The following is a 22,886-nucleotide window of genomic DNA, read 5'->3' as shown; positions in this document are numbered from 1 at the left end:
GGCGCTCGGGGGCGCCTGTTCGACGCGGGCGGGCTCTCGTTACGGGATCAGTCCGAGCTCGCGCACCGCGTCGCGCTCGGCGACCAGCTCGGCGACCGAGGCGTCGATGCGCTGTCGCGAGAAGTCGTCGACGCCGAGTCCCTCGACCACGCGCCATCCGTCACCGTCCGAGCGCACCGGGAACGAGGAGATGAGTCCCTCGGGAACGCCGTACTCGCCCCGGGAGACGACCGCGGCGCTGGTGCGCCGATCCCCCGTGCCGAGCACCCAGTCGCGCACGTGCTCGATCGCGGCGTTCGCTGCGGACGCGACGGAGGATCCACCGCGCACCTCGATGATCTCCGCGCCGCGCTTCGCGACCCGCTCGATGTAGGGGCCGCGCGCCCATGCGGCGTCGACCGTTTCGAGCGCGGGTCGGCCGTCGATGGTCGCGTGGCTCAGGTCGGGGTACTGCGTGGCGGAGTGGTTGCCCCAGATCGTGATGCCGTCGACGGCGCGCACCGAGGCGCCGGCCTCGGCGGCGAGCAGGCCGACGGCCCGGTTGTGGTCGAGGCGGGTGAGCGCGCTGAACCGTTCGGCGGGCACTCCCGCCGCGTGCTGCTGGGCGATGAGCGCGTTGGTGTTGGCGGGGTTGCCGACGACGGCCACGCGCACGTCGTCGGCCGCGTGCTCGCCGATCGCGCGTCCCTGGGGTCCGAAGATCGCGCCGTTGGCTGCGAGCAGGTCACCGCGCTCCATGCCCGCGGTGCGCGGCCGCGAGCCGATGAGTAGGGCGATGTTCGCACCGTCGAACGCGACGTTCGGGTCGTCGCTGATCTCGACGCTCTCGAGCAGCGGGAAGGCGCAGTCGAGCAGTTCCATCGCCGCGCCCTCGGCCCCGCGCATCCCCTGCGGGATCTCGAGCAGGCGCAGTGCGATCAGGCGGTCGGGGCCGAGCATGTCGCCCGCGGCGATGCGGAAGAGGGCGGCGTAGCCGATCTGCCCGCCGGCGCCCGTCAGCGTGATGGTGGTGGTCTGCGCCATGGTCGATCCTCTTCCCGGGTCCGGTCAGCGCACGTCGAAGGTGCGGGGGTCCGGGCCGAAGTTGTGCTGTTCGTCGAGGGCGTCGATCGCCGCCATCTCGTCGTCGCTGAGCACGAAGTCGAAGATCGCCGCGTTCTCGACCATGCGCTCGCGGCGCGTGGTCTTGGGGAACACGATCGTGCCGTGCTGCACGTGCCATCGGAGCACGATCTGCGCGGGGCTCTTGCCGTGCGCCGCGGCGGCCGCGGTGATCGCGTCGCGTTCGAACAGGTCGCTCTTGCCCTGCGCGAGCGGCCCCCAAGCCTCGATCGCGATGCCGTGGGCGGCGCAGAACTCGCGAAGTTCCCGACGCTGGTGCAGCGGGTGGAGCTCGATCTGATTGACGGCCGGCACTACGCCGGTCTCGTCGAGCAGTTCGCGCAGGTGCTCGATCTCGAAGTTCGACACACCGATGGAGCGGGCGCGACCCGATCCGATGATCTCGATGAGTCCGCGCCAGGCGCCGACCGCGGTGCCCGCTGCCGGTACCGGCCAGTGCACGAGGTAGAGGTCGACCGCATCGAGCCCAAGGCGTTCGAGGCTCTGCTCGAACGCGGCGACGGGGTTCTCCTGATCGGAGTTCCACAGCTTGGTCGTGATGAACAGTTCGTCGCGCGGGATCCCGCTGGCGGCGAGCGCTCGGCCGGTCTCGGCCTCGTTGTCGTAGATCCGCGCGGTGTCGATGTGGCGGTAGCCGACCTCGAGCGCGTCGGTGACGATCCGCTCCGTCTCGCCGGGATCCACCTTGAACACGCCGAGTCCGAGCTGCGGGATCAGATTCCCGTCGTTCAGCTTGATCTCGGGGATCTGCAGAGCGGTCATCGCTGGGTCTCCTTCGGTCGCACGGCGCGGAGCGAGGCGAGCTGGGCCCCGCCGTTCCGCAGTCTACGCCGACAGGATCGGCGGACCGACGGATGCGCGGTGTCGGGGTGTCGCGATGGCCGCACAGCTCGCATCGTGGCCCCCGCTCGGGTGACTTACGCGTGAATGCCGCGCGTCGCAATACCGCAAAACGCGCAGAACCCCCACAATATGCACCATGAGCAGGTCTCGTGAAGCGGCGGTACCCGGCCAAGCGCCGGATCTCTACCGTGCCGCGAAGCAGGAGGATCTCCCGGCGGTGCGGCGACTCATCGCGGCCGGGGCCGAGGTGGACGTGCGCAATCACCACGATCGCACGCCCCTGTTCGCGGCCGCGACCCGGGGCTACGCCGAGATCGCGCGCGCATTGCTCGCGGCGGGCGCCGATCCCAACGCGTTTGACGAACGCCACGACTCGCCGTTCCTGGAAGCGGGCGCGGGGGGCTTCGTCGAGGTGCTCTCGGCATGTCTCGATCACGGGGCCGACGTGCGCAGCACGAATCGTTTCGGCGGTACCGCGTTGATCCCCGCGTGCGAGCGGGCGCATCTGCCGGCGATCCGGCTGCTGCTCTCCGCGGGGGTCGACCCGAACCACGTCAATCGGCTCGGCTGGACCGGTCTGCACGAGGCGATCATCCTGGGCGACGGTTCGGGGCGGTACCTCGAGGTGGTGCGCACGCTCCTCTCGGGCGGGGCGGATCCGACGCTGCCCGACGGCGACGGCACGACGCCGCTGCGGCTCGCACTGGATCGCGGCTACGTGCAGATCGCGGATCTGCTCGAGGACGCCGCGGTCCGTTCCTGATTCGCCCGATCGTTCGTGCGGGATCCGCGCTGCGCACGGGATAATGGGAACGCTATGTCTGAACCTCGCATCGAGTTCCCCGCCGATCTCCCCGTCTCGCAGATGCGCGACGAGATCCAGTCGGCGATCCGCGACCACCAGGTGGTGATCGTCGCGGGTGAGACCGGCTCTGGCAAGACGACGCAGCTGCCGAAGATCGCGCTGGCGCTCGGCCGCGAGCGCATCGCGCATACGCAGCCGCGACGGATCGCAGCACGCACCATCGCCGAGCGCATCGCGGAGGAGCTCGGTTCGGAGCTCGGCGGCCTGGTCGGCTACCAGGTGCGGTTCACCGATCAGGTCTCGGCCGAGACCCGCATCCGCCTGATGACGGACGGCATCCTGCTGAACGCGATCCATCGCGATCGCGACCTGCGCGCGTACGACACGATCATCATCGATGAGGCGCACGAGCGCTCCCTCAACATCGACTTCCTGCTCGGGTACCTGAAGACGCTGCTGCCCCGCCGCCCGGACCTGAAGGTGATCATCACCTCGGCGACCATCGATCCGGAATCCTTCGCGGAGCACTTCGCTTCGGCGGACGGGAAGCCGGCCCCGATCATCGAGGTGTCGGGGCGCACCTATCCGGTGGAGCTGCGCTACCGGCCCCTGGTCGAGGAGATCGAGACGCCCGATCCGAAGGGCGGGGCACCCAGGATTCGAAAGGTCGAGCGGGACCTGTTCGACGCGATCGGCGATGCGGTCGACGAGCTGGGACGCGAGGCTCCGGGCGATGTGCTCGTGTTCCTCTCGGGCGAAGCCGAGATCCGGGATGCTGCCGATGCGTTGAACGGCAGGCTCCGTTCTTCCTCCCGGACGAAGCCGACCGAGATCCTGCCGCTCTACGGCCGCCTGAGCGCGGCGGAGCAGCATCGCGTCTTCGAGCGGCGTCCCGGTGCCGTCTCGCGGCGGGTGGTGCTCGCGACGAACGTCGCCGAGACCTCGCTGACGGTGCCCGGAATCCGGTACGTGGTCGATGCCGGCACTGCGCGAATCTCGCGCTACTCGGCGCGCAGCAAGGTGCAGCGGCTGCCGATCGAGGCGATCTCGCAGGCGAGCGCGAATCAGCGATCCGGTCGGTCCGGTCGTACGAGCGCGGGCATCGCGATCCGGCTCTATTCGCAGGACGACTTCGAGTCGCGTCCCGAGTTCACCGAGCCCGAGGTCCGCCGCACGGGCCTGGCCTCGGTGATCCTGCAGATGCTCGCCCTCGGGCTCGGCGATATCGCGAAGTTCCCCTTCCTCACGCCCCCGGATCAGCGCGGCATCACCGACGGTCTCGGCCTGCTGACCGAGCTGGGCGCGGTCGAGGCGGTCTCGGCGCGGGACGCTGCACGCGGTTCGCGACGCGGTGGCGAGTCCGTCCGCGGGGCCGGTCGCGCGAAGGGGTCGCACCGCATCACCCGGATCGGACGGGAGCTCTCCCGGCTGCCCATCGAACCGCGCTTCGCGCGCATGGTGGTCGAGGCCCGCACGCACGACGTGGTCCCGGAGGTCCTCGCGATCGTGGCGGGGCTCACGATCCAGGACGTGCGCGAGCGTCCGACCGAGCAGCGCGGCCGCGCGGACCAGCTGCATGCCCGCTTCGCGGACCCGCAGGGCGATCTGATGACGCTGCTCAATCTGTGGAACTACGTGCGCGAGCAGCAGCAGGAGCTGTCGTCGAGCGCGTTCCGCAGGCTCTGCCGCGACGAGTTCCTGAACTTCCTGCGCGTGCGGGAGTGGATGGATCTCTTCCGTCAGCTCTCGCGCATCGCGAAGGCGCCGAAGCAGGAATCGGGCACGCACCGGGCGAAGGCCGCGGTCGCCGCCGACCCCGCGCGCTCGGACGACACGGCGTTCGCGTCTTCCGCCCCGTTCGAGCCGATCCACCGGTCGATCCTCGCGGGTCTGCTGTCGCAGCTCGGTGTGCGCGACGATCGTCAGGACCGCAGTGCGCCCGCCCGCGGGCGCGGCGCTGCGGGACCTGCGAAGCGCAAGCCTGCGCAGGAGTACGTGGGTTCCCGGGGTACTCGGTTCGTTCTGTATCCCGGGTCGGTGCTTGCGAAGAAGCCGCCGGAGGTGGTGATGAGCGTCGAGCTCGTCGAGACCTCTCGCTTGTTCGCACGGTCGAACGCCGTGGTGGATCCCGCGTGGGCGGAGGAGCTCGCGGGGCCGCTGGCGAAGCGGCAGCTCTCCGAACCGCACTGGGAGCGCAAGCAGGGGGCGGCGGTCGCCTACGAGCGGGTCACGCTGTTTGGTGTGCCGATCGTGGATCGCCGACGGGTCGCGCTCGAGCGGTTCGATCCGGTTCACGCGCGCGAGCTGTTCATCCGGCACGCGCTCGTCGAAGGCGATTGGGATTCGCCGCAGGCCTTCGATCGCGCGAACCGGCAGCTGCGCCGCGAACTCGAGCAGCTTGAGGAGCGCACGCGACGCCGCGACATCGTGAGCGACGACGAGGCGATCTTCGAGTTCTACGACGCCCGGATTCCCGCCGAAGTGGCCTCCACCCGCGGATTCGAGGGCTGGTGGAAGCGCGCGCAGCGGGATCAGCCGAAGCTGCTCAACCTGCGCCGCGAGGACCTGCTCGACGATTCCGATGCCGCGGGCGTGGACGAACGCGAGTTCCCGCGCGAGTGGCGCAGCGGGGATCAGACGCTGCGCCTCCGCTATCGCTTCGACCCGACGGCCGAGGACGACGGTGTGACGGTGACCGTGCCGCTTCCCCTGCTGCCGCGACTCGACGGCGGAGAATTCGAACGGCTCGTGCCCGGCCTGCGCGAAGAGCTCACGACGGCGCTGATCAAGACGCTGCCGAAGGCGATCCGCAAGCACGTCGTGCCCGCGGCCGACTGGGCTCGCACGCTGCTGGCCGCGATCGGCCCCCGACTCGACGGAACGGCGACGGGAGTCGGTCAGAACGGCACGGGTGCGTCCGGTGCCGACGCCGGTTCGCTGACCGAGCTGCTCGCCTCCGAGATCCAGCGGCGCACGAGCGTGCGGGTATCCGCCGACGACTTCGATCCCGCCCGCCTGCCCGCGCACCTCACGCCGACCTTCCGCGTGGTCGATGGAAGAGGCCGCACGATCGGCAGCAGCAAGGACCTCGCCGCGCTGCAGCACGCGCACCGCTCGCGCGCGGAATCCGGAGTCGCCCGCGTCGCGCAGGCCGCGCTGCCGAAGAGCGAACTGGAGCGCAGCGGTGCGACGACGTGGGCGTTCGGCGAGATCCCGAAGCACGTCGATACGGCCTTCGCCGCGGGACGCGGCTCCGGGCGAGGAGCGGGCGTGGTGCGCGCCTACCCCGCGCTCGTGGATCGCCGCACCGCGGTCGATCTCAAGCTCGTCGCGGACCCCGCGGAACAGGCCCGGCTCTCGCGACGCGGCATTCGCCGACTGCTCGCGCTGAGTTCGCCGTCGCCCGCCAGCTATGTGCGGGAGCACCTCTCGAACCAGGAGAAGCTCCTGCTCGGAGCGGGCCCGTACCGAACGCTCGATCAGGCCATCGCCGATGTCTCGCTTGCGGTGGCCGACCGCGTGATCCGCAGGCATGCCCCCGACGGACTCGTCTGGAGCGCCGCTGCGTTCGAAGCGATCGCCGACGACTACTCGCGCGCGCTGATCGACGAGATCTACCGAGCCATCGCCCTGACCGCACGGGTGCTCGATGGGGCCCGGCTCGCGCGCAAGGCGATCGACGGAGCGAAGTCGATCCAGGTGCTCGGGCAGGTCGCCGGGGCGGCCGCTCAGGTGGATGCGCTCGTGTTCGACGGTTTCGTCTCGCGCACCGGGCTCACGCAGCTCGAGCGCCTCCCCGTCTATCTCGAAGCGGTCGTGCTGCGCATGCAGGGCCTCACCGAGAACGCGGGGCGCGACCGGGCCTGGCAGAACGACGTCGACCGCGTCTCCGCTGCGTATGCCGAGGCCGGTGGAGTGCTGCCCCTGCCGGTCGACGCTCCGGAACGCATGGAGCGGGTGCGCTGGATGATCGAGGAATTGCGCGTCAGTCTCTTCGCGCAGCGGCTGCGCACCTCGGAACCGGTCTCCGCCCAACGGATTCTGAAGGTGCTGCGGGACGGCTAGGCCGCGCAGGGTCGTTCGCTCAGACCGACCCGGCACGACCACCGCTTCCTCCGCAGAACGAGAATCGCTGCCGTAAGCGAAGCGGCGGAGGCGAGACGCCGAACGCGCGAAGCCGACGTTCAAAGGTCGGAAGAGAGACGGTGTCGCTCGGGCTCCAGCGGATGAGTCGCTTAGCCGTGCGGCCGCGGATCCAGTCCTCGCGGCGCTTCTCGTCGTAGAGCGCCTCATCTGCGCTCCGGCCGTCACGCAGATCCGGGTTCGTGTACTTCTGCCTTCCGTCGACCTCCCCGAGCACCCCGACATCGAGCAGTTCGAAATCGACCCGGTAGTCGCCCCCGCCCGGCGCCGCGACCCGGATCTGGGTGCGGACGTCGTATCCCAGGGTGATCAGGCGGTACCGGCTCACGCTCTCCGCCACCGATTCGGCACCGCAGTCGGTGATCCGCAGGAGCTTCGCAGCACGATCGACGCCCCTGCGGTCGGTGCTGTCTGAGAGCCGCGCCAACCACCGATCCCTGCATTCGTGAGCGTGCGGTCCCGACTCGGCCGCCGAATAGGACGCGGCGGGGATGAGAGCGCGCAGTGCGGCGTCGGCCGCGGCGAGCGCCAGTTCCGGTCGGTGCAGGCGAGCCAGGTCGGTGACGGTGCGGTCGAGAGTCGTCACCCGGATCCCCTCGACCTCGGTGATCTCGAAGGAGTGGATCCGTGCACGGCTGCGCCGCACGAGCGCCGAGTTCTCCGCGCTGCGAGCGCCCACGAGGATGATCTCGGCTCGGGGGTCGTGAGGTCGATAGAGCGGAAGACCGTGGAGGACCGCCGCAGACGTCCCCGACCAGACGGCGTTCGGTCCCTGCCTCGGTGCGAGCGCCAGCACACGTGCCAGCAGTTGCCGTTCCGGCACCCAGCTGTTCCAGGTGTCGAGTCGGGTGTAGACGCCGTGCGACACCCGGAAAAGACGCCCGGCGATCCGTTCGCGACGCAACGATGCGAAGGTCCATCCCTCGTGCAGCAGACGCTCCGTCGATCTGAGCTCCGCCAGGGTCTCGGCGAGATGATTGCGAGGTTTCATGACAGCAGCGTCTCAGCCGTCGAACAGTACTGGCCGCTCGTCCACAGGCTCTCGTGCGCTGAGGCGTCCGACCCCGCTTGAACACTCGGTGTGAGCGGCAAACCCGCCCTTCCCTGTCGGACCTCGAGGAACCGTCAGACTCTCGAAGAAGGGTGCGGCTCTCGAGAGTGCCCTCGGCTCAGCCGATTCTGCCGAGGCTCCCGCCAGCGGCACCGCGTCTCGAAAGCAGCACCGCTCCTCGACAGTCCCCACCGACTGTCCGACCCCGGACTTCCACCCCGACGTCCACACCGGCGCCGGCACCCGCCCCCGCGCCAACCACACCAGCCCGCCCCGACACCCGCCCGCGCCCGCGCCGAACACCCCTCCGAACCGGGCTAAGCTGTTCTGCATGCAGCAGGCCCCAGCGATCGGCATCGACATCGGCGGCACCGGCATCAAGGGCGCCGCGATCGACACGGCCACCGGCGAGATGCTGACCGGCCGCCACCGCGTCCCCACCCCCGAGGGCGGACACCCGGGCGACATCGCGGCGGCCGTCGCGGTCATGGTCTCGGGGATCCGCGACGAGCTCGCCGAGAACGGCGCGCTCCCCCGCGAAACGGTACCCGCGGTCGGCATCACGCTGCCCGTGGTCGTGCAGCACGGCATCGCGCGCACCGCCGCCAACATCGACAAGAGCTGGATCGGCACCGACGCCGTCCGCCTCTTCTCGGACGCGACCGGACTCCCCTGCCTCGTGGTCAACGACGCGGATGCGGCGGGCATCGCCGAGACCGCGTTCGGTGCGGCGCACGGCGTCGACGGTGTGACCATGGTGCTGACCTTCGGCACCGGCATCGGCGTGGCGCTGATCCACGACGGCTGCCTCGTGCCGAACTTCGAGCTCGGCCACATCGAGCTCGACGGGCATCACCCGTACGAGCGCTTCGCGTCCCCCAAGACGATCGAGCGCGAGGGCATCACGATCCAGGAGTGGGCGAAGCGCGCGGAGCGTCTGCTCGAGCACCTCGAGTTCATCACCCGCCCCGACCGCTTCGTGATCGGCGGCAGCATCTCCAAGTCGTCCGACGAGTACCTGCCGTTCGCGAAGGTGAACGTCCCCGTCGTGCCCGCGCACTTCCGCAACAACGCGGGCATCGTCGGCGCTGCCGGGCTCGCCGCCCAGGCCCACTGAATCGGCTTCTCGGGCGCGTCGCCCCTGGCGCCGCCCCCTCCCTCCACCACTAGAATCTGCTGGTGGGCATCTATCGTGATCTGAGTCGCAGCCCCGGAGTCTTCCGCATCCTCATGGCGCAGCTGACCGCTCGCTTCCCGTTCGGGATGCTGTCGATCACCATGCTGCTGCATATTCAACTGGGCTACGGCAATTACACGTCGGCCGGCGTCATCCTCGCCGCCGAGAGCGTCGGGCAGGCCGTCTCCGGCCCGCTGACGAGCCGTCTCATGGGCCGCTGGGGCATGCGCCCGGTGCTCACCGTCACGACGCTCGCCTGCGCGACGTTCCTCACGGTGATCGCGCTGACCCACATGCCGCTCGGCGTGGTCACCGTGCTGTCGCTCCTCGTCGGCCTCACCACGCCCCCGGTGACCCCCGCTGTCCGCACCATCTACCCGAAGATGGTGCCGGGCAAGCAGCTGACCGCGCTGTTCTCGCTCGACGCGTCCGCGCAGGAGATCATCTGGATCATCGGCCCGGTGGTCGCCGTGTTCGTGTCGACGCAGCTGAACACCACGCTCGGCCTGCTCACAGCCGCGGCGTTCATGCTCGGCGGCGGCCTCTGGTTCATCATGAGCCCGGAGGTCGGCCGCGTGCGGATCCCGCGTGCACGACGACGCTTCGGCGCGATCCTGTTCCGCCCGACCGTGATCGTGGCGACCGTCACCGGGTTCTTCTTCGTCGCGTCGTTCGCCGCGATCGAGGCCGGGATCGTGGCCGCGTTCGGGCACGAGGGCGTTGAGGCCGGCGTGCTGCTCGCGATCTTCTCGGCCGGATCGATCGTGGGTGGCCTGCTCATCGGTCACCGCAGCATCTCGAAGTGGTCGCTGTTCTGGCGCGTACTGATCGTGGCGCTCGGCACCGCGCTCTGCCTCGTCGCCCTGAATCCGTGGTGGCTCGCCGCAGTGCTCTTCGTCGGCGGCCTCGGCACGGCACCGACGTTCACCGCGATCTTCTCGATCGTGAGCTCGACCGTGAAGTTCTCGGAGTCGGCGGAGGCCTACGGCTGGGTCGGCACCGGGCAGCTCGTCGGCGTCGCCCTCGGTTCCGCGTTCGCGGGCATCGCGATCGACCAGGCGGGACCGAACGGCGCGATCCTCGTGTCGGCGATCCTGCTGATGCTGACCGCCGTCACCGCGGCGATCAGCGTGCCCTGGATCCCCGATCTGCGCGGTCGCGACGCGAGCCCGCTGCCCGACACCGAGCCGGTGCAGCTTCCCGACGCGAGCTGATCGCCGCTCGGTGCCCGGCAGGAGCCGGGTACCGAGCGATACGCGCCGAGTACCGGGCCCCGGGCCGGGTCAGTTCGATCCGCTCCACGCGGCCGGGATCAGGGCCCACAGCACCTCCGCGCCGTCGGCGCCGGTGGTCCAGGTGTGCGGCGAGCGCCCGGGGAACGTTAGCGTGTCGCCCGCGACGAGCCGTTCTTCGCGGTCCGACAGCCGCAGGTGCAGCGAACCCGCGACGACATGCAGCACCTCGAGGTCGCAGTTGACGGTGTAGAGGGCCTCGCCCCCGCTGGCGTTCGGCGCGAGCGATGAGCGGATCAGCTGCACCCTCGATTCCGAGCGGGGCGTGACCTGCCGCTCGAGCGCGCCCTGCCCGCCCATGTTGATGCGCGGGGCGTCGTCGAGGGCGATCCGCTGCACCTCCGGCGGCTCGAACAGGCTGCCGATCGAGATCGAGAGCGCCTCGCAGATCTGCAGCAGCGTCGCGAGGCTCGGCGAGGTGGCGTCGCGCTCCAGCCGACTGAGGAACCCGCGGGTGACACCGGTCGCCTCGGCGAGCTGTTCGAGCGTGAGGTTCTGGGCGAGCCGGCAGGCGCGCAGCTGGGCTCCGATCCTGATGTCGCCGGACCCGGCTTCGGGATTCACCGCTCGCATGGCGCCTCGTTTCGTGTCTCGATCGCAATCGACTCGCGTTGACCGTTCGCCGGTCGCGGACCTATAGTCGAGGTGGAGTTCACCTCCACGCTTCACATGTTTACCACAGGTAAACACAGAAACACAGATTTCACGAAAGGACCCGACGTGACCGATCACACGCCGCAGGGTCCCGTCGACGCGAGCCTCACGCCGCGCTACGCCGGGATCGCCACCTTCGCCAAGCTCCCCCGCATCGAGGACGTGCCTTCGGCCGACATCGCAGTGGTCGGCGTGCCCTTCGATACCGGCGTCAGCTTCCGCCCGGGCGCCCGCTTCGGCCCCTCGCACGTGCGCGAGGCCTCGCGGCTGCTCCGCCCCTACAACCCGGCTCAGGACGTGTCGCCGTTCGCGCTCAAGCAGGTCGTCGACGCCGGCGACATCGTCGCGAACCCGTTCAACCTGACCGAGGCCGTGGACCAGGTCGAGGCCGCCGCGACCGAGCTCGGCGAGAAGGTCGACAAGATCGTCACCATCGGCGGCGACCACACCATCGCGCTGCCGCTGCTGCGCGCCATCAACAAGAAGCACGGTCCCGTCGCCGTGCTGCACTTCGACGCGCACCTCGACACCTGGGACACCTACTTCGGTGCTCCCACCACGCACGGCACCCCCTTCCGCCGCGCGTCCGAGGAGGGCCTCATCGACATGACGGCTTCCATGCACGGCGGCACCCGCGGCCCCCTGTACGGCAAGCAGGACCTGGCCGACGACGCGATGCTCGGCTTCCAGATCGTCACCTCCGAGTTCATCGAAGAGAACGGCGTCCCCGCCGCGCTCGAGCGGATCCGTACCCGCGTCGGCGACAAGCCCCTCTACATCTCGATCGACATCGACGTCCTGGATCCGGCTCACGCGCCCGGCACCGGCACCCCCGAAGCCGGTGGCCTCACCAGCCGCGAGATGCTCCGCCTGATCCGCGGTCTCGCCGATCTCAACATCGTCGGCGCCGACGTGGTCGAGGTCGCTCCGGCCTACGATCACGCGCAGATCACCGCGGTCGCCGCGAGCCACGTGGTCTACGAGCTCGTCAGCGCGATGGCGGGCCGCGAGGCCTGATCCCCGACCGCCGGTCCCGCTTCGGCGGGGCCGGCGGTTCCGCTTCCCCTCCCTCCGCACCGCAGCAGCTCCCGCAGCACCCGTTCATAGGAGAACCGACATGCCCACTCCCACCGAAGCGGCCGTGCTCGACGCCGCAGACGCCATCATCGACGCGTTCGCGGCGACCGACACCACCGCCTACTTCGCGGGCTTCTCCGCCGACGCGAGCTTCATCTTCCACCCCGAGCCCGCGCGCCTGAACTCGCGCGCCGAGTACGAGGCGCTGTGGGCCGGTTGGGTCGAGAGCGGCTGGAAGGTCACTTCCTGCAGCTCGACCGACCGCCTCGTGCAGGTGTTCGACGGCGGCGCGGTCTTCAGCCACACCGTCGCCACGAGCATCGACTCCGCCGACGGCCCCGACTCCTACGTCGAGCGCGAGAGCATCATCTTCCGCGCCGAGGCCGACGGCGGCCTCGTCGCGATCCACGAGCACCTCTCGACCGTGCCCGAGACGAGCGCCGACGCATGAGCAGCCCGGAGACGATGGCCGTCAACCTCGACGGCCAGGACGAATCCGCGGGCCCGGTCCGCGGCACCCAGGGCGTGCTCCGGATCGGCATGATCTGGCTGGCCGCCAACCTGGTGGTCACGACCCTCCTCACGGGCACCCTGTTCGTCCCCGCAGTGTCGTTCGGCACCGCGAGCGCGATGATCCTCGTCGGCACCCTGCTCGGCGTGATCGTGCTCGTGCTCGTCGGCAACATGGGCACGCGCACCGGGCTCCCCACCATGGCGCTGACCCGCGGCTCGTTCGGGATCCGCGGCAGCATCATCCCCGCCGCCGCGAACCTCATCATCCTGATGGGGTGGAGCTGGGTACAGGCGATGCTGGCCGGCGTCACCGTCAATTACCTCGTGCACGAGGCCACCGGATTCTCGAACCCGGCACTGTTCTCGGCCATCTGCCAGGGCATCGTCGTGGTGCTGGCCATCTTCGGCCACACGGGCATCTCGCGGGTCGAGCCCTGGCTGGCCCTCCTGATCCTGATCGTGATGGGCTTCGTGTTCGCCGCGGCCTTCGGCGCGTTCAGCCCCTCCGAGTTCGCCGCGCTCCCCGTCGACACGAGCCTGGGCGGCACCCCGTTCATCACGCTCGACATGGTGCTCGCGACCGCCATCTCGTGGACCGTCCTCTCGGCCGACATGAACCGCCACGCGAAGAGCAGCACCGCCGGCATCGTCGGATCCGGCATCGGCTACACCCTGTCCACCTGCATCGCGATGCTGCTCGGCCTCGTGGCGTTCAGCACCGTGCTGCTGCGCGGCGGGGACGCCACCGCGTTCGACCCCGCGGTCATCGTGGGCGAGTTCGGCTGGCCGCTCGGGATCGCGATCTTCCTGTCGGTCATGGCGACCAACACGATGGTCGTCTTCGGCATGGTGACCTCGGTGGTCAACGCTCAGTCGCGCTGGCACCTGCGCTTCCTGCCGACCGCGATCGTGCTCGGCATCATCTCGATCATCGGCTCCACGTTCCTCGGCCTGCTGAACCAGTTCACCGACTTCCTCTTCGTCATCAGCGCCTTCTTCGTACCGGTGTTCGCGATCATGATCGCCGACTACTACCTGCTCAAGCGACGCGGCTACTCCCGCCAGATCCTGCACGAGCGGCGCGAGAGCCGGTACTGGTACTCGGGCGGTGTCAACTGGGTCGCCGTGATCGTCTGGGTGATCGGCGCCGCGGCGTCGTACCTCATGTCGTACGTGGTCCCGAGCCCGATCGGCGCGAACATCCCGGCCTTCATCCTGAGCTTCCTGCTCTACCTCGGCCTCATGTACGGCCTCGGCGGAGTGCGCGGCCTGGGGCTGCGCGACCCGCGCGACGCGGAGCCGACCGGGCACCTGCTCGACGGCGCGGACGCCACGAGCGCGCTGCGCCTCGAGGACCCCAGCGCGACGCGCGCCCCGCGCCCGGAGTGACGCGATGCTCGTCGACCTGAGCCACCCGCTCGAGACCGGGATGCCGGTGTTCCCCGGCGATCCCGAGGTGCGGATCGAACCGGCCCTCGCGGTGCCCGAGGACGGCGTCGCGGTCGCGCGGCTCGACCTCGGTTCGCACGCCGGCACCCACATCGACGCGCCGTCGCACTCGGTCGTCGGCGGAGCGACGGTCGACGAGCTGCCGCTGGAGTGGCTGGTCGGCGACGCGCGGGTGCTGCGCGTCGCCGATCCCCGACCCGACACCGCGTACGGGATCGAGGATCTCGCGGAGCCCCTCCCCGGGCGCTTGCCCTCGGCGGTCCTGATCGCCACCGGATGGGACACGCGCTTCGGCTCCGATGCCGCCTTCGCCCATCCGTTCGTCGATGCGGACCTCGCGGAGCGGCTCTGGGACGCCGGGGCCCGCGTGCTCGGCGTCGACACGCTGAGCCCGGACTCGACGCCGCGCGCCGTCTCCGGCGCAGGGCTGCCCGTGCACGAGCAGTGGCTGGGACGCGGCGGCGCCATCGTCGAGAATCTGCGCGGACTCGGTCAGCTCCCAGCGAACGTGCGGATTTCGCTGCTGCCGCTCCGGATCTTCGGCGGCGACGGTTCACCGATCCGCGCAATCGCAGAAACGACGGTTTCCGAAGCCGTCCAGCCCCCGGACCCCCGGGATCCGTAGCCAGAACCGGTGACCCGCGCGGGAATCCGGAGCTAGTGCTCCCCGTCCGGGTGTGCCAAACTGGCTGCAACCACGCTAACGACGAAGTTCACAAGGAGTGTGTCATCCATGGGCAAGTACGCCGTCATCAATCCCGCGACCGGTGAGACCGTCAAGGAGTACCCCGACGCCACCGCGGCGGAGATCGAGAGCGCGCTCGAGAGCACGCAGCGCACCTACCAGGAGTGGTCGCGCACCACCACGGTCGCCGAGCGCGCCGCCCTGGCACACCGCGCAGCCGAGCTCTTCGAAGAGCGCAAGGACGAGCTGGGCGCCATCATCCACCGCGAGATGGGCAAGCCGCTCGACCAGTCGATCGGCGAGGCCGAGTTCTCGGGCGCGATCACCGAGGCGTTCGCCAAGAACGCCGAGAAGTGGCTCGCCGACGAGGAGCTCGAGGTCGAGGACGGCCTGAAGAGCTTCTTCCGTTTCCAGGGCATCGGCGTGATCCTCGGCATCATGCCGTGGAACTACCCGTACTACCAGGTCGCCCGCTTCGCGGTCCCGAACCTGATCCTCGGCAACACCGTGATCCTGAAGCACGCCGAGCAGTGCCCCGAGTCGGCACTCGCGCTCGAGCAGATCTTCCTGGACGCGGGCTTCCCCAAGGGTGCCTACGTCAACGTCTTCGCGACGCACGACCAGATCTCGACCATCATCGCCGATGACCGCACCCAGGGCGTCTCGCTCACCGGGTCGGAGCGCGCGGGTTCGATCGTCGCCGAGCAGGCCGGCAAGCACCTCAAGAAGTGCGTGCTCGAGCTCGGCGGCTCGGACGTCTTCATCGTGCTCGACACCGCTGACGTCGACCACGCGGTCGAGCACGCGGTCGGCGGCCGCATGGAGAACACCGGTCAGGCCTGCAACGGCTCGAAGCGCATCGTCGTGCTCGACACGGTCTACGACGAGTTCTCGAAGAAGTTCGAGGAGGCCATCGCCGGCCAGTCGCTCGAGGCGGGCAACTACGGCCCCCTGTCGTCCGAGAAGGCCACCGAGACCCTCAAGGCTCAGGTGCAGGGCGCGATCGACCAGGGCGCGGAGGTGCTCGTGGGCAACAACGCTCCCGAGGGCAACTTCTACACCCCGACCGTCATCGGCGGCGTGACCCCCGAGATGGACGTCTACCGTCAGGAGCTCTTCGGCCCCGTCGCGCAGCTCTACAAGGTGTCCAGCGATGAAGAGGCGATCCGCCTCGCCAACTCGTCGCCGTACGGCCTCGGTTCCGTGGTCATCGCCGACGATCTCGAGCGCGCCGAGCGCGTGGGCAACCAGCTCGACGTGGGCATGGTGTTCATCGGCGGCGCCGGCCTCGAGGGCGCGGACGTGCCCTTCGGCGGCGTGAAGAAGTCGGGCTACGGCCGCGAGCTCGGCAAGGGCGGCATGCTGGAGTTCGCCAACAAGAAGCTCTTCCGCTTCGCCGAGTAATCCACTCGCACGCAGAGGGCCCGGGATCCGTCAGGATCCCGGGCCCTCTGCGTGTTCCGGGCGAGGCCGGCCGAGTGTCAGGCCCCCGGCACGTGGCGCTCGTCGACGCCGTCGTACGCCGACAGCGGGCGGATCAGCGCGTTCGACGCCGCCTGTTCCATGACGTGCGCGGTCCATCCCGTCACGCGGGCGGCGATGAAGAGCGGCGTGAAGATCTCGGTGTCGAAGCCGAGCAGGCGGTATGCGGGGCCCGACGGGTAGTCGAGGTTCGGGTAGATGCCCTTGCGCGCCACGAACTCCCGCTCGAGCGTCTCGTAGAGCCCGGCGAGCCCGGTGTCCCCCGATTCGTCGAGCAACACCCTGAGGGCGCGGTCCATGGTCGGCACGCGGGAATCGCCGTGCTTGTAGACCCGATGACCGAACCCCATGATCTTGCGCTTCTCGGCGAGCGCACGGTCGAGCCAGGCGCCGACCTCGTCGGCGGATCCGATCTCGTCGAAGATGTGCATGACCGCCTCGTTGGCGCCGCCGTGCAGCGGCCCCTTCAGCGCCCCGATCGCGCCGACCACCGCCGAGTAGAGATCGGAGGTCGTCGAGGCGATCACCCGCGCGGTGAAGGTCGATGCGTTGAAGGAGTGCTCGGCGTAGAGCACCATCGAGACGCGGAAGACGTCGACCGCCGCGTCGGACGGCAGCTCGCCGAAGGTCATCCAGAGGAAGTTGCGGGCGTAGTCGAGGTCGTCGCGCGGCGGGATCGGTTCCTGCCCGCGTCGGCGGCGCTGCACCGCGGCGACGACGGTCGGCAGCTGGGCGAAGAGGTACGCGGAGCGCCCGAGGTCGAGTTCGCGATCGGTCCAGCCGCCGGGCCGGTGGAGCGTCTCGTCGAAGGTGCCGAGCTGGCTCACGACCGTTCGCACGATGTCCATCGGGTGCGCGTCGCTCGGGATCGTGTCGAGCAGCGCGAACGTTCGTGGGTCGAGCGACCGCAGCGAGCGCTCCATCGCCTCGAACGACGCCAACTGCTCGGCGGTCGGCAGTTCGCCGTGCCAGAGCAGGTACGCGACCGCCTCGAACGGTTGGCTCGCGGCGAGCTCCTGCACCGGGTATCCGCGGTAGAGCAGGCTGTTGCTCTCGGGATTGACCTTCGAGATCGCGGTCGTATCGACCACGACCCCCGCGAGGCCCTTCTTGATCTCCGTATCGGTCATCTTCGACTCCTTCGTCGCGTCTCGGCTCGTCCTGCGCAGTCGCAGGATCTCATGCGGTGCTCGGTGGATCCTGCGACTCCGGCGATGCCGCGGAGCCGCAGGATCGCCTCAGCGCTCGACCTCGAAGTTGAACACCCCGGAATCGAACCGGTTGTAGGCCTCGTAGTCGACCAGGTCGTAGAGGTCCGCCCGGTGCTGCATCTCGTCCAGACGACCCCGCAGGTGCCCCTCGTCGTTCAGCGTGTCGAGGGCGCGACCGGTCGCGCCCATCGCGATGCGCAGCATCGACACGGGCCAGATCACGATGTTCATGCCGATGTCGGCGAGCTGCTGCGCGCTGAACAGCTCGCTCTTGCCGAACTCGGTCATGTTGGCGAGCAGCGGGACGTCGACCGCGCCCCGCATCGTCTCGAACTCCTCGAGCGTGCGCATGGCCTCCGGGAAGATCGCGTCGGCGCCCGCATCGACGAGCGCTTTCGCGCGGTCGACGGCGATGTCGAGTCCCATCGGCCCGTCCGCGGTCGCCCGGATGTCGGTGCGCGCCATGATCAGGAAGTTCGGGTCCCGACGCGCATCGACCGCCGCGCGGATCCGCTTCGCCGCGGTGTCGACATCGACGACGGCCTTGCCGTCGAGGTGACCGCACCGCTTGGGGTTGATCTGATCCTCGATGTGGCAACCCGCGATCCCGGCGTTCTCGAGGCTCTGGATCGTGCGGGCGACGTTCATCGGCTCGCCGAAGCCCGTGTCGGCGTCGATGATCGCCGGCAGCTCGGTCATGCGGGCGATCTGCTCCCCGCGACCGGCGACCTCGCTCAGCGTCGTGAGCCCGATGTCGGGCAGCCCCAGGTCGGCGGCGAGCACCGCTCCCGAGATGTAGACGCCGTCGAAGCCCTTGCGTTCGATGAGCCGGGCGGAGAGCGGATTGAACGCACCCGGGAAGCGCAGCAGCTCACCGCTCGCGAGGCGTTCGCGCAGCGCCAGCCGCTTCTGCTCGGCGGTAGTCTTCGAGTACAGCATCAGAAGAGTCCCTTCGGGGCGGCGGAGAGGTCGATGACGCCCGGCGCGGCGACGATGTTGAGCTCGCGCACCTCGTCGACGGTCAGCTCGGGCAGCCGCTGCACGAGCTCGAGGAACCGCTCGATCTCCGCCGGTTCGAGCACGGGCTCGGCGAGGATCCGGAACTTCGCGATGTAGTTCTCGCGGGCGAAGGGGCGCGCACCGAGCGGGTGGGCGTCGGCGACGGCGATCTGGTCGACGATGGTCGTGCCGTCGGCCAGCGCGATCTCGACGCGACCGCCGAAGGCCTTCTCGTTGGGATCCTCGGAGTGGTAGCGACGGGTCCACTCGGGATCCTCCGCAGTGGTGATCCTGTGCCACAGCTCGACCGTGTCGGGGCGCCCCGCCCGCTCGGGCGCGTAGGAGTCGACGTGGTGCCAGCCGCCGTCCTGCAGCGCGACTGCGAAGATATACGGGATCGAGTGGTCGAGCGTCTCGCGCGAGGCCTTCGGATCGTACTTCTGCGGATCGTTCGCCCCCGAGCCGATCACGTAGTGCGTGTGGTGGCTGGTGTGCAGCACGATCGACGCGACGTTCGCGGGGTCGGCCAGCTCGGGGTGCGCGCCGTGCAGCTTGCGCGCGAGGTCGATCCAGGCCTGCGCCTGGTACTCGGCCGAGTGCTCCTTGGTGTAGCTGTCGAGGATCGCGCGCTTCGCCTCTCCCGGGGCCGGCAGCGGCACGTCGTACGACGCGTTCGGACCGTCGAGCATCCAGGCGATGACGCCGTCCTCGCCCTCGTAGATCGGCGCGGGAGCGGTCTGCCCGCGCATGGCGCGGTCGACGGCCTCGACCGCCATCTTGCCGGCGAACGCCGGCGCGTGCGCCTTCCAGGTCGAGATCTCGCCCTTCCGGCTCTGCCGCGTCGCGGTGGTGGTGTGGAGCGCCTGCGCGACCGCCTGCGCGATCACCGGGGTCTCGAGGCCGAGCAGGGTGCCGATGCCCGCGGCGGCGGACGGGCCGAGGTGCGCGACGTGGTCGATCTTGTGCCGGTGCAGGCAGATCGCGCGCACCAGGTCCATCTGGATCTCGTACCCGGTCGCGATCGCGCGCACCACCGCAGCGCCATCGCTGCCGACGTGCTGGGCGACCGCGAGGATCGGCGGGATGTTGTCGCCCGGGTGCGAGTACTCCGCGGCGAGGAAGGTGTCGTGGTAGTCGAGCTCGCGCACCGCGACCCCGTTCGCCCAGGCCGCCCACTCGGGGCTCGACAGCTCGGCGTCGGCGCCCGTGCTCGGCAGGCCGAAGATCGAGGCGCCGGCACCGCCGGTCGATACCGGGTGATCGAGCGCCTGCGCGCGTGCGGCGATGATGGGACCGCGGTTCAGCGATGCTGCGGCGACCGAGGCGTTGTCGATCACGCGATTGATGATCATGTCGACGACGTCGGCATCGACCGGGACGGGGTCCGTCGCGACCTCCGCGATCTTCCAGGCCAGCTGTCCCTCGCGGGGCAGCTCCTCTTCGCTCGTGTGGACGCGGACGTGATGGATGACGGTCATGGCGTGCCTTCCGTGTGGGTCGGGGACGAGCCCCCGATGGAGCTCAGGATCGAGATGAGCGCGTTGTGCAGGTGCACATGGGTGGCGTGCGCGGCGAGCGCGGCGTCGCCCTCGGCGATCGCACCGGCGATCAGCGCGTGCTCGCCGGCCGAGACGACCAGGCGCTCCGGGTTGTCCTTCGCGAGCTGTCGGACCCGGACGAGATGGGTGTGCACGGTGCGCAGCGCGGAGGCGAGATAGTCGTTGCGGATCGCGTCGCCGACCGCCGCGTCGTAGGCGGAGATGAGCGCGTAGTAGCCCGCGTGCTCCGCCGGGTCGGCGAGCCCCGGATTCGCGGTCGCGGCAGCGCTGAAGGACTCGGCGAGCGCGGTGAATACGGCCGCATCGCCCCGTTCCGCAGCGGCCCGGACGGCGAGCTCCTCGAGTCCGCGCCGCAGCTCGAAGAGACTGCGGATGTCGTTCTCGTCGATTCCGGCGACCACGGTGACCCGCGGCGACTGCTGCACAACGAAGCCCTCAGACCCGAGACGGACGAGAGCCTCCCGCAGGGGCGTACGACTGATGCCCAGCCGCGCCGACTGCTCGACCTCGGCGAGCACCGCCCCGGCCGGGAGCGCGCCGGTCTGGATCTCGTCGAGCAGCACGGCGTAGGCGCGCTCGACCGCGGTCGTACGTCCCCCGATGTTCATCGCCATGCTCTATGTATACACTCAGGTCTTACGAAGCGCAATGACCCCCCTGCATTCTGCAGTATGCATGCAGAACGCCGATTCGAACGCGGTGGAACGGACCGGATGTCGGCGCTCCCCGCTAGACTTCGCCCATGTCGCAGTTCGCTTCCGTCGCCCCCGCAGCACCCACCGTCTCCGCGGCGCTCGCGGGTGCGCTCGCCCGCCACACCGCGCAGGGCTTCGCCCGCATCGCCCGGGTCAACACCACACTGGTCACCGATCTCGAGCAGCACGGCATCGGCGTCACCATGGTGGGGCACGAGGTCGCCACGATCGCCTCGGCGGACGCCTTCGCGCGCGCGACCGGCACCCTCGCGGTGGCCGTCACCACCACGGGCCCCGGATTCACGAACGCGCTCACCGCGCTCGCCGAGACCACCCGGGCGCGCGTGCCGCTCATCGTGCTCGCGGCCGACGCGCCGACCACGGGCAACCGCCCGTGGGACGTCGACCAGGAGATGCTGGCGGCTGCGCTCGGGGTCCGCACCCTCACCGTCACCCCCGACAACATCGATGCGATCGTCGACCGCGCGGTCGATTCCGCACTGCGCACCCGGCGCCCGGTCGTACTGTCGGTCGCCATCGACGTCATCGGCGCTCCCGCGTCGCTCACCGATTCCCGCGGCATCGACCTCTCCGACCCGGCGGTCATCCGATCGCTGAGCGCGGCGACGCTGCCCTCGGCCGCCGCGACCCCCGCAGCGATCCCGCACCCGCCGACGGGTGTCAATCCGGTCGAGCGCACCTCGGCGGTGCAGGCGCTGACGGTCGCCATGCGCCCCGTCATCATCGCCGGGCGCGGGGCCTGGCTCTCGGGCGCGGCGACCGAGCTGGGCCTCATGGCCGACGCACTGGGAGCGATCACCGCCACCACCGCACTCGCCCGTGGGATCTTCCCCGCCCAGCACTTCGACGTGGGCGTCGTCGGCGGACTCGGTCAGGACGCGGCGATGCGGCTCATCTCGGAGGCCGACGCGGTGCTCGTGGTGGGCGCGAGCCTCAACTCCTTCACCACGGCGGGCGGCACGCTGTTCGGGCCGCACACCACCGTGGTGCGCATCGACGTGGACGACGTCCCCGCTCCGGAGGCCGATCACGAGATCGTGCAGCACCGGCTCCGCGGCGACGCCTCCGCCGTGCTGCGCGAACTGCGCGAGACCCTCGCCCTCTCCCGTCCCGCTCCGAGCGGCTGGCGCGAGCGGGTGCCCGGGCTCGAGCCCGGCGGCACCCTCAGAGTGCGCGACACCGGTTTCGTCGAGCACCCCACCGGAATCTGCGCCGACGGACTGCTCGATCCGCGTTCCGTCGCGACGAGGCTCGCAGAACTCCTCCCGCTCGACCGATACGTCGCCACCGACGGCGGGTCGGCGATCGCCTGGTCGGGCCGCTACTGGTCGGTGGCCTCCCCGGCCCGCTCCATCATGGTGGGTTCGGCGTTCCGTGCCATCGGGCTCGGCTGCGCATCCATCGCGGGCGTCGCGGCCGCCGCCCCGGGGTCCACCGCCGTCCTCTCCACGGGAAGCGACCCGGGCCTGCAGGCGCTCGACGACGTCGAGACCGCGATCCGCACCGCGCAGCGCTGCGTGATCGTCGTCTGGAACGACGGGTCCTCGGCCGCCGACTTCGCCGCGCTCGCGAACGCGCTCGGTGCGCAGGGGGTCTCGGTCACCGAGCTCGCCCACCTCGATGCACTGGCCGCGTGGAGCGCGGCCGGCGGGACGGGCACGATCCTGCTGGATTGCCGTGTCTCGCCGACCGTGCCGAGCTACGTCCCGCGCGCTCACTGACTCGGACCACCTGCCGTGAGCTTGCCGTGTCCGGCTGCGAGGCCGGACACGGCAAGCTCACCTCGCGTGCAGGAGCATCGGCTTCGGCTCCTCCAGCCTGGCCACTGCGATCTTCACCTCGACGATGTCTGCAGCAACCTGGCGAACCTCACCGCGGAGCTGACCGATTTCGGCGTGCAGCTCGGAGCGCATCTCGATGAACTGCGCGTCGACCCGCTCGAAGCGTCGGTCGATGCGCAGCTCCATTCGCTGCAGCATACGATGCAGCGTCGCGGCGAGACCGCCGAAGAGCGTCGCGGTCGTGCCGAACGCGGCCACGATCGTCGCGATCACGTCCGGAGTCATGCTCGCACCTGCTTTCAGGTCATTCGGTGTTTCGTTCACGGG

Annotated in this window: 19 protein-coding genes; 10 read left to right on the top strand and 9 right to left on the bottom strand. The window is 70.0% G+C overall.

The genetic code is table 11. The annotated features are described in order from the left end of the window. Positions 1-39 precede the first annotated feature (39 nt). Both ABD169_RS06585 and ABD169_RS06580 read right to left on the bottom strand, forming a co-directional pair. On the bottom strand, positions 40-1,023 hold the full coding sequence (locus tag ABD169_RS06585; RefSeq protein ID WP_344030790.1) for a malate dehydrogenase: 984 nt from the start codon (positions 1,021-1,023) through the stop codon (positions 40-42). Positions 1,024-1,047: 24 nt separating this feature from the next. Further along, entirely contained in the window at positions 1,048-1,884 is an 837-nt protein-coding gene (locus ABD169_RS06580; protein WP_344030789.1) for an aldo/keto reductase, read from the bottom strand. Positions 1,885-2,101: 217 nt separating this feature from the next. On the opposite strand from ABD169_RS06580, the gene ABD169_RS06575 reads away from it, so the two are divergent. Continuing rightward, positions 2,102-2,728, top strand: a complete 627-nt coding sequence (locus ABD169_RS06575; RefSeq protein ID WP_344030787.1) for an ankyrin repeat domain-containing protein — start codon at positions 2,102-2,104, stop codon at positions 2,726-2,728. A 54-nt stretch (positions 2,729-2,782) separates the two neighbouring features. Next, entirely contained in the window at positions 2,783-6,835 is a 4,053-nt protein-coding gene (gene hrpA, locus ABD169_RS06570; RefSeq protein WP_344030785.1) for an ATP-dependent RNA helicase HrpA, read from the top strand. A 19-nt stretch (positions 6,836-6,854) separates the two neighbouring features. Here the strand turns inward: hrpA and ABD169_RS06565 are convergent, their stop codons facing one another. Next, positions 6,855-7,904, bottom strand: coding sequence for a hypothetical protein (locus ABD169_RS06565; protein ID WP_344030783.1), 1,050 nt, complete (start codon positions 7,902-7,904; stop codon positions 6,855-6,857). A 391-nt stretch (positions 7,905-8,295) separates the two neighbouring features. Between ABD169_RS06565 and ppgK the strand changes: the two genes are divergently transcribed. Beyond that, positions 8,296-9,081, top strand: a complete 786-nt coding sequence (gene ppgK, locus ABD169_RS06560; protein WP_344030781.1) for a polyphosphate--glucose phosphotransferase — start codon at positions 8,296-8,298, stop codon at positions 9,079-9,081. 62 nt (positions 9,082-9,143) lie between these two features. Continuing rightward, positions 9,144-10,355, top strand: a complete 1,212-nt coding sequence (locus tag ABD169_RS06555; RefSeq protein ID WP_156174976.1) for an MFS transporter — start codon at positions 9,144-9,146, stop codon at positions 10,353-10,355. A 69-nt stretch (positions 10,356-10,424) separates the two neighbouring features. On the opposite strand, the gene ABD169_RS06550 is transcribed toward ABD169_RS06555, so the two are convergent. After that, positions 10,425-11,006 (bottom strand): helix-turn-helix domain-containing protein, encoded by a 582-nt coding sequence (locus ABD169_RS06550; protein ID WP_046455248.1) that lies wholly within the window; start codon positions 11,004-11,006, stop codon positions 10,425-10,427. A 147-nt stretch (positions 11,007-11,153) separates the two neighbouring features. On the opposite strand from ABD169_RS06550, the gene speB reads away from it, so the two are divergent. The 5 genes from speB (at position 11,154) to ABD169_RS06525 (ending at position 16,215) form a co-directional block, all read left to right on the top strand. After that, positions 11,154-12,104 carry an agmatinase gene (gene speB / locus ABD169_RS06545; protein ID WP_344030778.1) on the top strand — a complete coding sequence of 317 codons (951 nt, stop codon included), beginning with the start codon at positions 11,154-11,156 and terminating at the stop codon, positions 12,102-12,104. A gap of 100 nt (positions 12,105-12,204) precedes the next feature. Next, the gene (locus ABD169_RS06540) at positions 12,205-12,615 is read left to right on the top strand and encodes a YybH family protein (protein ID WP_046455246.1); all 411 of its coding nucleotides are present in this window, start codon (positions 12,205-12,207) and stop codon (positions 12,613-12,615) included. Further along, positions 12,612-14,066 (top strand): purine-cytosine permease family protein, encoded by a 1,455-nt coding sequence (locus tag ABD169_RS06535; RefSeq protein WP_344030776.1) that lies wholly within the window; start codon positions 12,612-12,614, stop codon positions 14,064-14,066. The genes ABD169_RS06540 and ABD169_RS06535 overlap by 4 nt, the downstream gene beginning before the upstream one ends. Positions 14,067-14,070: 4 nt before the next feature. Continuing rightward, complete coding sequence (locus ABD169_RS06530) at positions 14,071-14,751, top strand: cyclase family protein (RefSeq protein WP_344030774.1); 681 nt, start codon at positions 14,071-14,073, stop codon at positions 14,749-14,751. A gap of 108 nt (positions 14,752-14,859) precedes the next feature. After that, a complete protein-coding gene (locus ABD169_RS06525) occupies positions 14,860-16,215 on the top strand; it encodes an NAD-dependent succinate-semialdehyde dehydrogenase (RefSeq protein WP_344030772.1) in 1,356 nt (451 codons plus the stop codon). 77 nt (positions 16,216-16,292) lie between these two features. On the opposite strand, the gene ABD169_RS06520 is transcribed toward ABD169_RS06525, so the two are convergent. The 4 genes from ABD169_RS06520 to ABD169_RS06505 all read right to left on the bottom strand — a co-directional run bounded on the left by ABD169_RS06520 (position 16,293) and on the right by ABD169_RS06505 (position 20,676). After that, entirely contained in the window at positions 16,293-17,423 is a 1,131-nt protein-coding gene (locus ABD169_RS06520) for a bifunctional 2-methylcitrate synthase/citrate synthase (protein WP_344030770.1), read from the bottom strand. Between the two features lie 108 nt (positions 17,424-17,531). Beyond that, positions 17,532-18,443 (bottom strand): methylisocitrate lyase, encoded by a 912-nt coding sequence (gene prpB / locus ABD169_RS06515; protein ID WP_344030768.1) that lies wholly within the window; start codon positions 18,441-18,443, stop codon positions 17,532-17,534. After that, positions 18,443-19,981 carry an MmgE/PrpD family protein gene (locus ABD169_RS06510; RefSeq protein WP_344030766.1) on the bottom strand — a complete coding sequence of 513 codons (1,539 nt, stop codon included), beginning with the start codon at positions 19,979-19,981 and terminating at the stop codon, positions 18,443-18,445. Before ABD169_RS06510 ends, prpB begins: the two co-directional genes overlap by 1 nt. Then, positions 19,978-20,676, bottom strand: a complete 699-nt coding sequence (locus ABD169_RS06505) for a GntR family transcriptional regulator (RefSeq protein WP_344030764.1) — start codon at positions 20,674-20,676, stop codon at positions 19,978-19,980. The genes ABD169_RS06510 and ABD169_RS06505 overlap by 4 nt, the downstream gene beginning before the upstream one ends. 128 nt (positions 20,677-20,804) lie before the next feature. On the opposite strand from ABD169_RS06505, the gene ABD169_RS06500 reads away from it, so the two are divergent. Then, entirely contained in the window at positions 20,805-22,499 is a 1,695-nt protein-coding gene (locus ABD169_RS06500; RefSeq protein ID WP_344030763.1) for a thiamine pyrophosphate-binding protein, read from the top strand. A 57-nt stretch (positions 22,500-22,556) separates the two neighbouring features. Here ABD169_RS06500 and ABD169_RS06495 read toward each other — a convergent pair whose 3' ends face one another. After that, positions 22,557-22,844: a hypothetical protein gene (locus ABD169_RS06495; RefSeq protein ID WP_344030761.1), complete on the bottom strand. Its 288-nt coding sequence runs from the start codon at positions 22,842-22,844 to the stop codon at positions 22,557-22,559. Positions 22,845-22,886: the final 42 nt, after the last annotated feature.

It is taken from the genome of Leucobacter iarius (assembly GCF_039530105.1).
Taxonomy (GTDB): domain Bacteria; phylum Actinomycetota; class Actinomycetes; order Actinomycetales; family Microbacteriaceae; genus Leucobacter; species Leucobacter iarius.
Note: the sequence above shows the minus strand (reverse complement) of the source record. Positions and strands in the feature narration are given on the sequence as shown.

Excerpts from the sequence above, each read along its gene's own strand:
- ABD169_RS06510 (WP_344030766.1), bottom strand. The coding sequence starts at position 19,981 with ATGACCGTCATCCATCACGTCCGCGTCCACACGAGCGAAGAGGAGCTG.
- ABD169_RS06495 (WP_344030761.1), bottom strand. The coding sequence starts at position 22,844 with ATGACTCCGGACGTGATCGCGACGATCGTGGCCGCGTTCGGCACGACC.
- ABD169_RS06550 (WP_046455248.1), bottom strand. The coding sequence starts at position 11,006 with ATGCGAGCGGTGAATCCCGAAGCCGGGTCCGGCGACATCAGGATCGGA.
- ABD169_RS06580 (WP_344030789.1), bottom strand. The coding sequence starts at position 1,884 with ATGACCGCTCTGCAGATCCCCGAGATCAAGCTGAACGACGGGAATCTG.
- ppgK (WP_344030781.1), top strand. The coding sequence starts at position 8,296 with ATGCAGCAGGCCCCAGCGATCGGCATCGACATCGGCGGCACCGGCATC.
- ABD169_RS06525 (WP_344030772.1), top strand. The coding sequence starts at position 14,860 with ATGGGCAAGTACGCCGTCATCAATCCCGCGACCGGTGAGACCGTCAAG.
- ABD169_RS06585 (WP_344030790.1), bottom strand. The coding sequence starts at position 1,023 with ATGGCGCAGACCACCACCATCACGCTGACGGGCGCCGGCGGGCAGATC.
- hrpA (WP_344030785.1), top strand. The coding sequence starts at position 2,783 with ATGTCTGAACCTCGCATCGAGTTCCCCGCCGATCTCCCCGTCTCGCAG.
- ABD169_RS06540 (WP_046455246.1), top strand. The coding sequence starts at position 12,205 with ATGCCCACTCCCACCGAAGCGGCCGTGCTCGACGCCGCAGACGCCATC.
- ABD169_RS06575 (WP_344030787.1), top strand. The coding sequence starts at position 2,102 with ATGAGCAGGTCTCGTGAAGCGGCGGTACCCGGCCAAGCGCCGGATCTC.
- ABD169_RS06505 (WP_344030764.1), bottom strand. The coding sequence starts at position 20,676 with ATGGCGATGAACATCGGGGGACGTACGACCGCGGTCGAGCGCGCCTAC.
- ABD169_RS06565 (WP_344030783.1), bottom strand. The coding sequence starts at position 7,904 with ATGAAACCTCGCAATCATCTCGCCGAGACCCTGGCGGAGCTCAGATCG.
- ABD169_RS06520 (WP_344030770.1), bottom strand. The coding sequence starts at position 17,423 with ATGACCGATACGGAGATCAAGAAGGGCCTCGCGGGGGTCGTGGTCGAT.
- ABD169_RS06500 (WP_344030763.1), top strand. The coding sequence starts at position 20,805 with ATGTCGCAGTTCGCTTCCGTCGCCCCCGCAGCACCCACCGTCTCCGCG.
- ABD169_RS06535 (WP_344030776.1), top strand. The coding sequence starts at position 12,612 with ATGAGCAGCCCGGAGACGATGGCCGTCAACCTCGACGGCCAGGACGAA.
- ABD169_RS06530 (WP_344030774.1), top strand. The coding sequence starts at position 14,071 with ATGCTCGTCGACCTGAGCCACCCGCTCGAGACCGGGATGCCGGTGTTC.
- prpB (WP_344030768.1), bottom strand. The coding sequence starts at position 18,443 with ATGCTGTACTCGAAGACTACCGCCGAGCAGAAGCGGCTGGCGCTGCGC.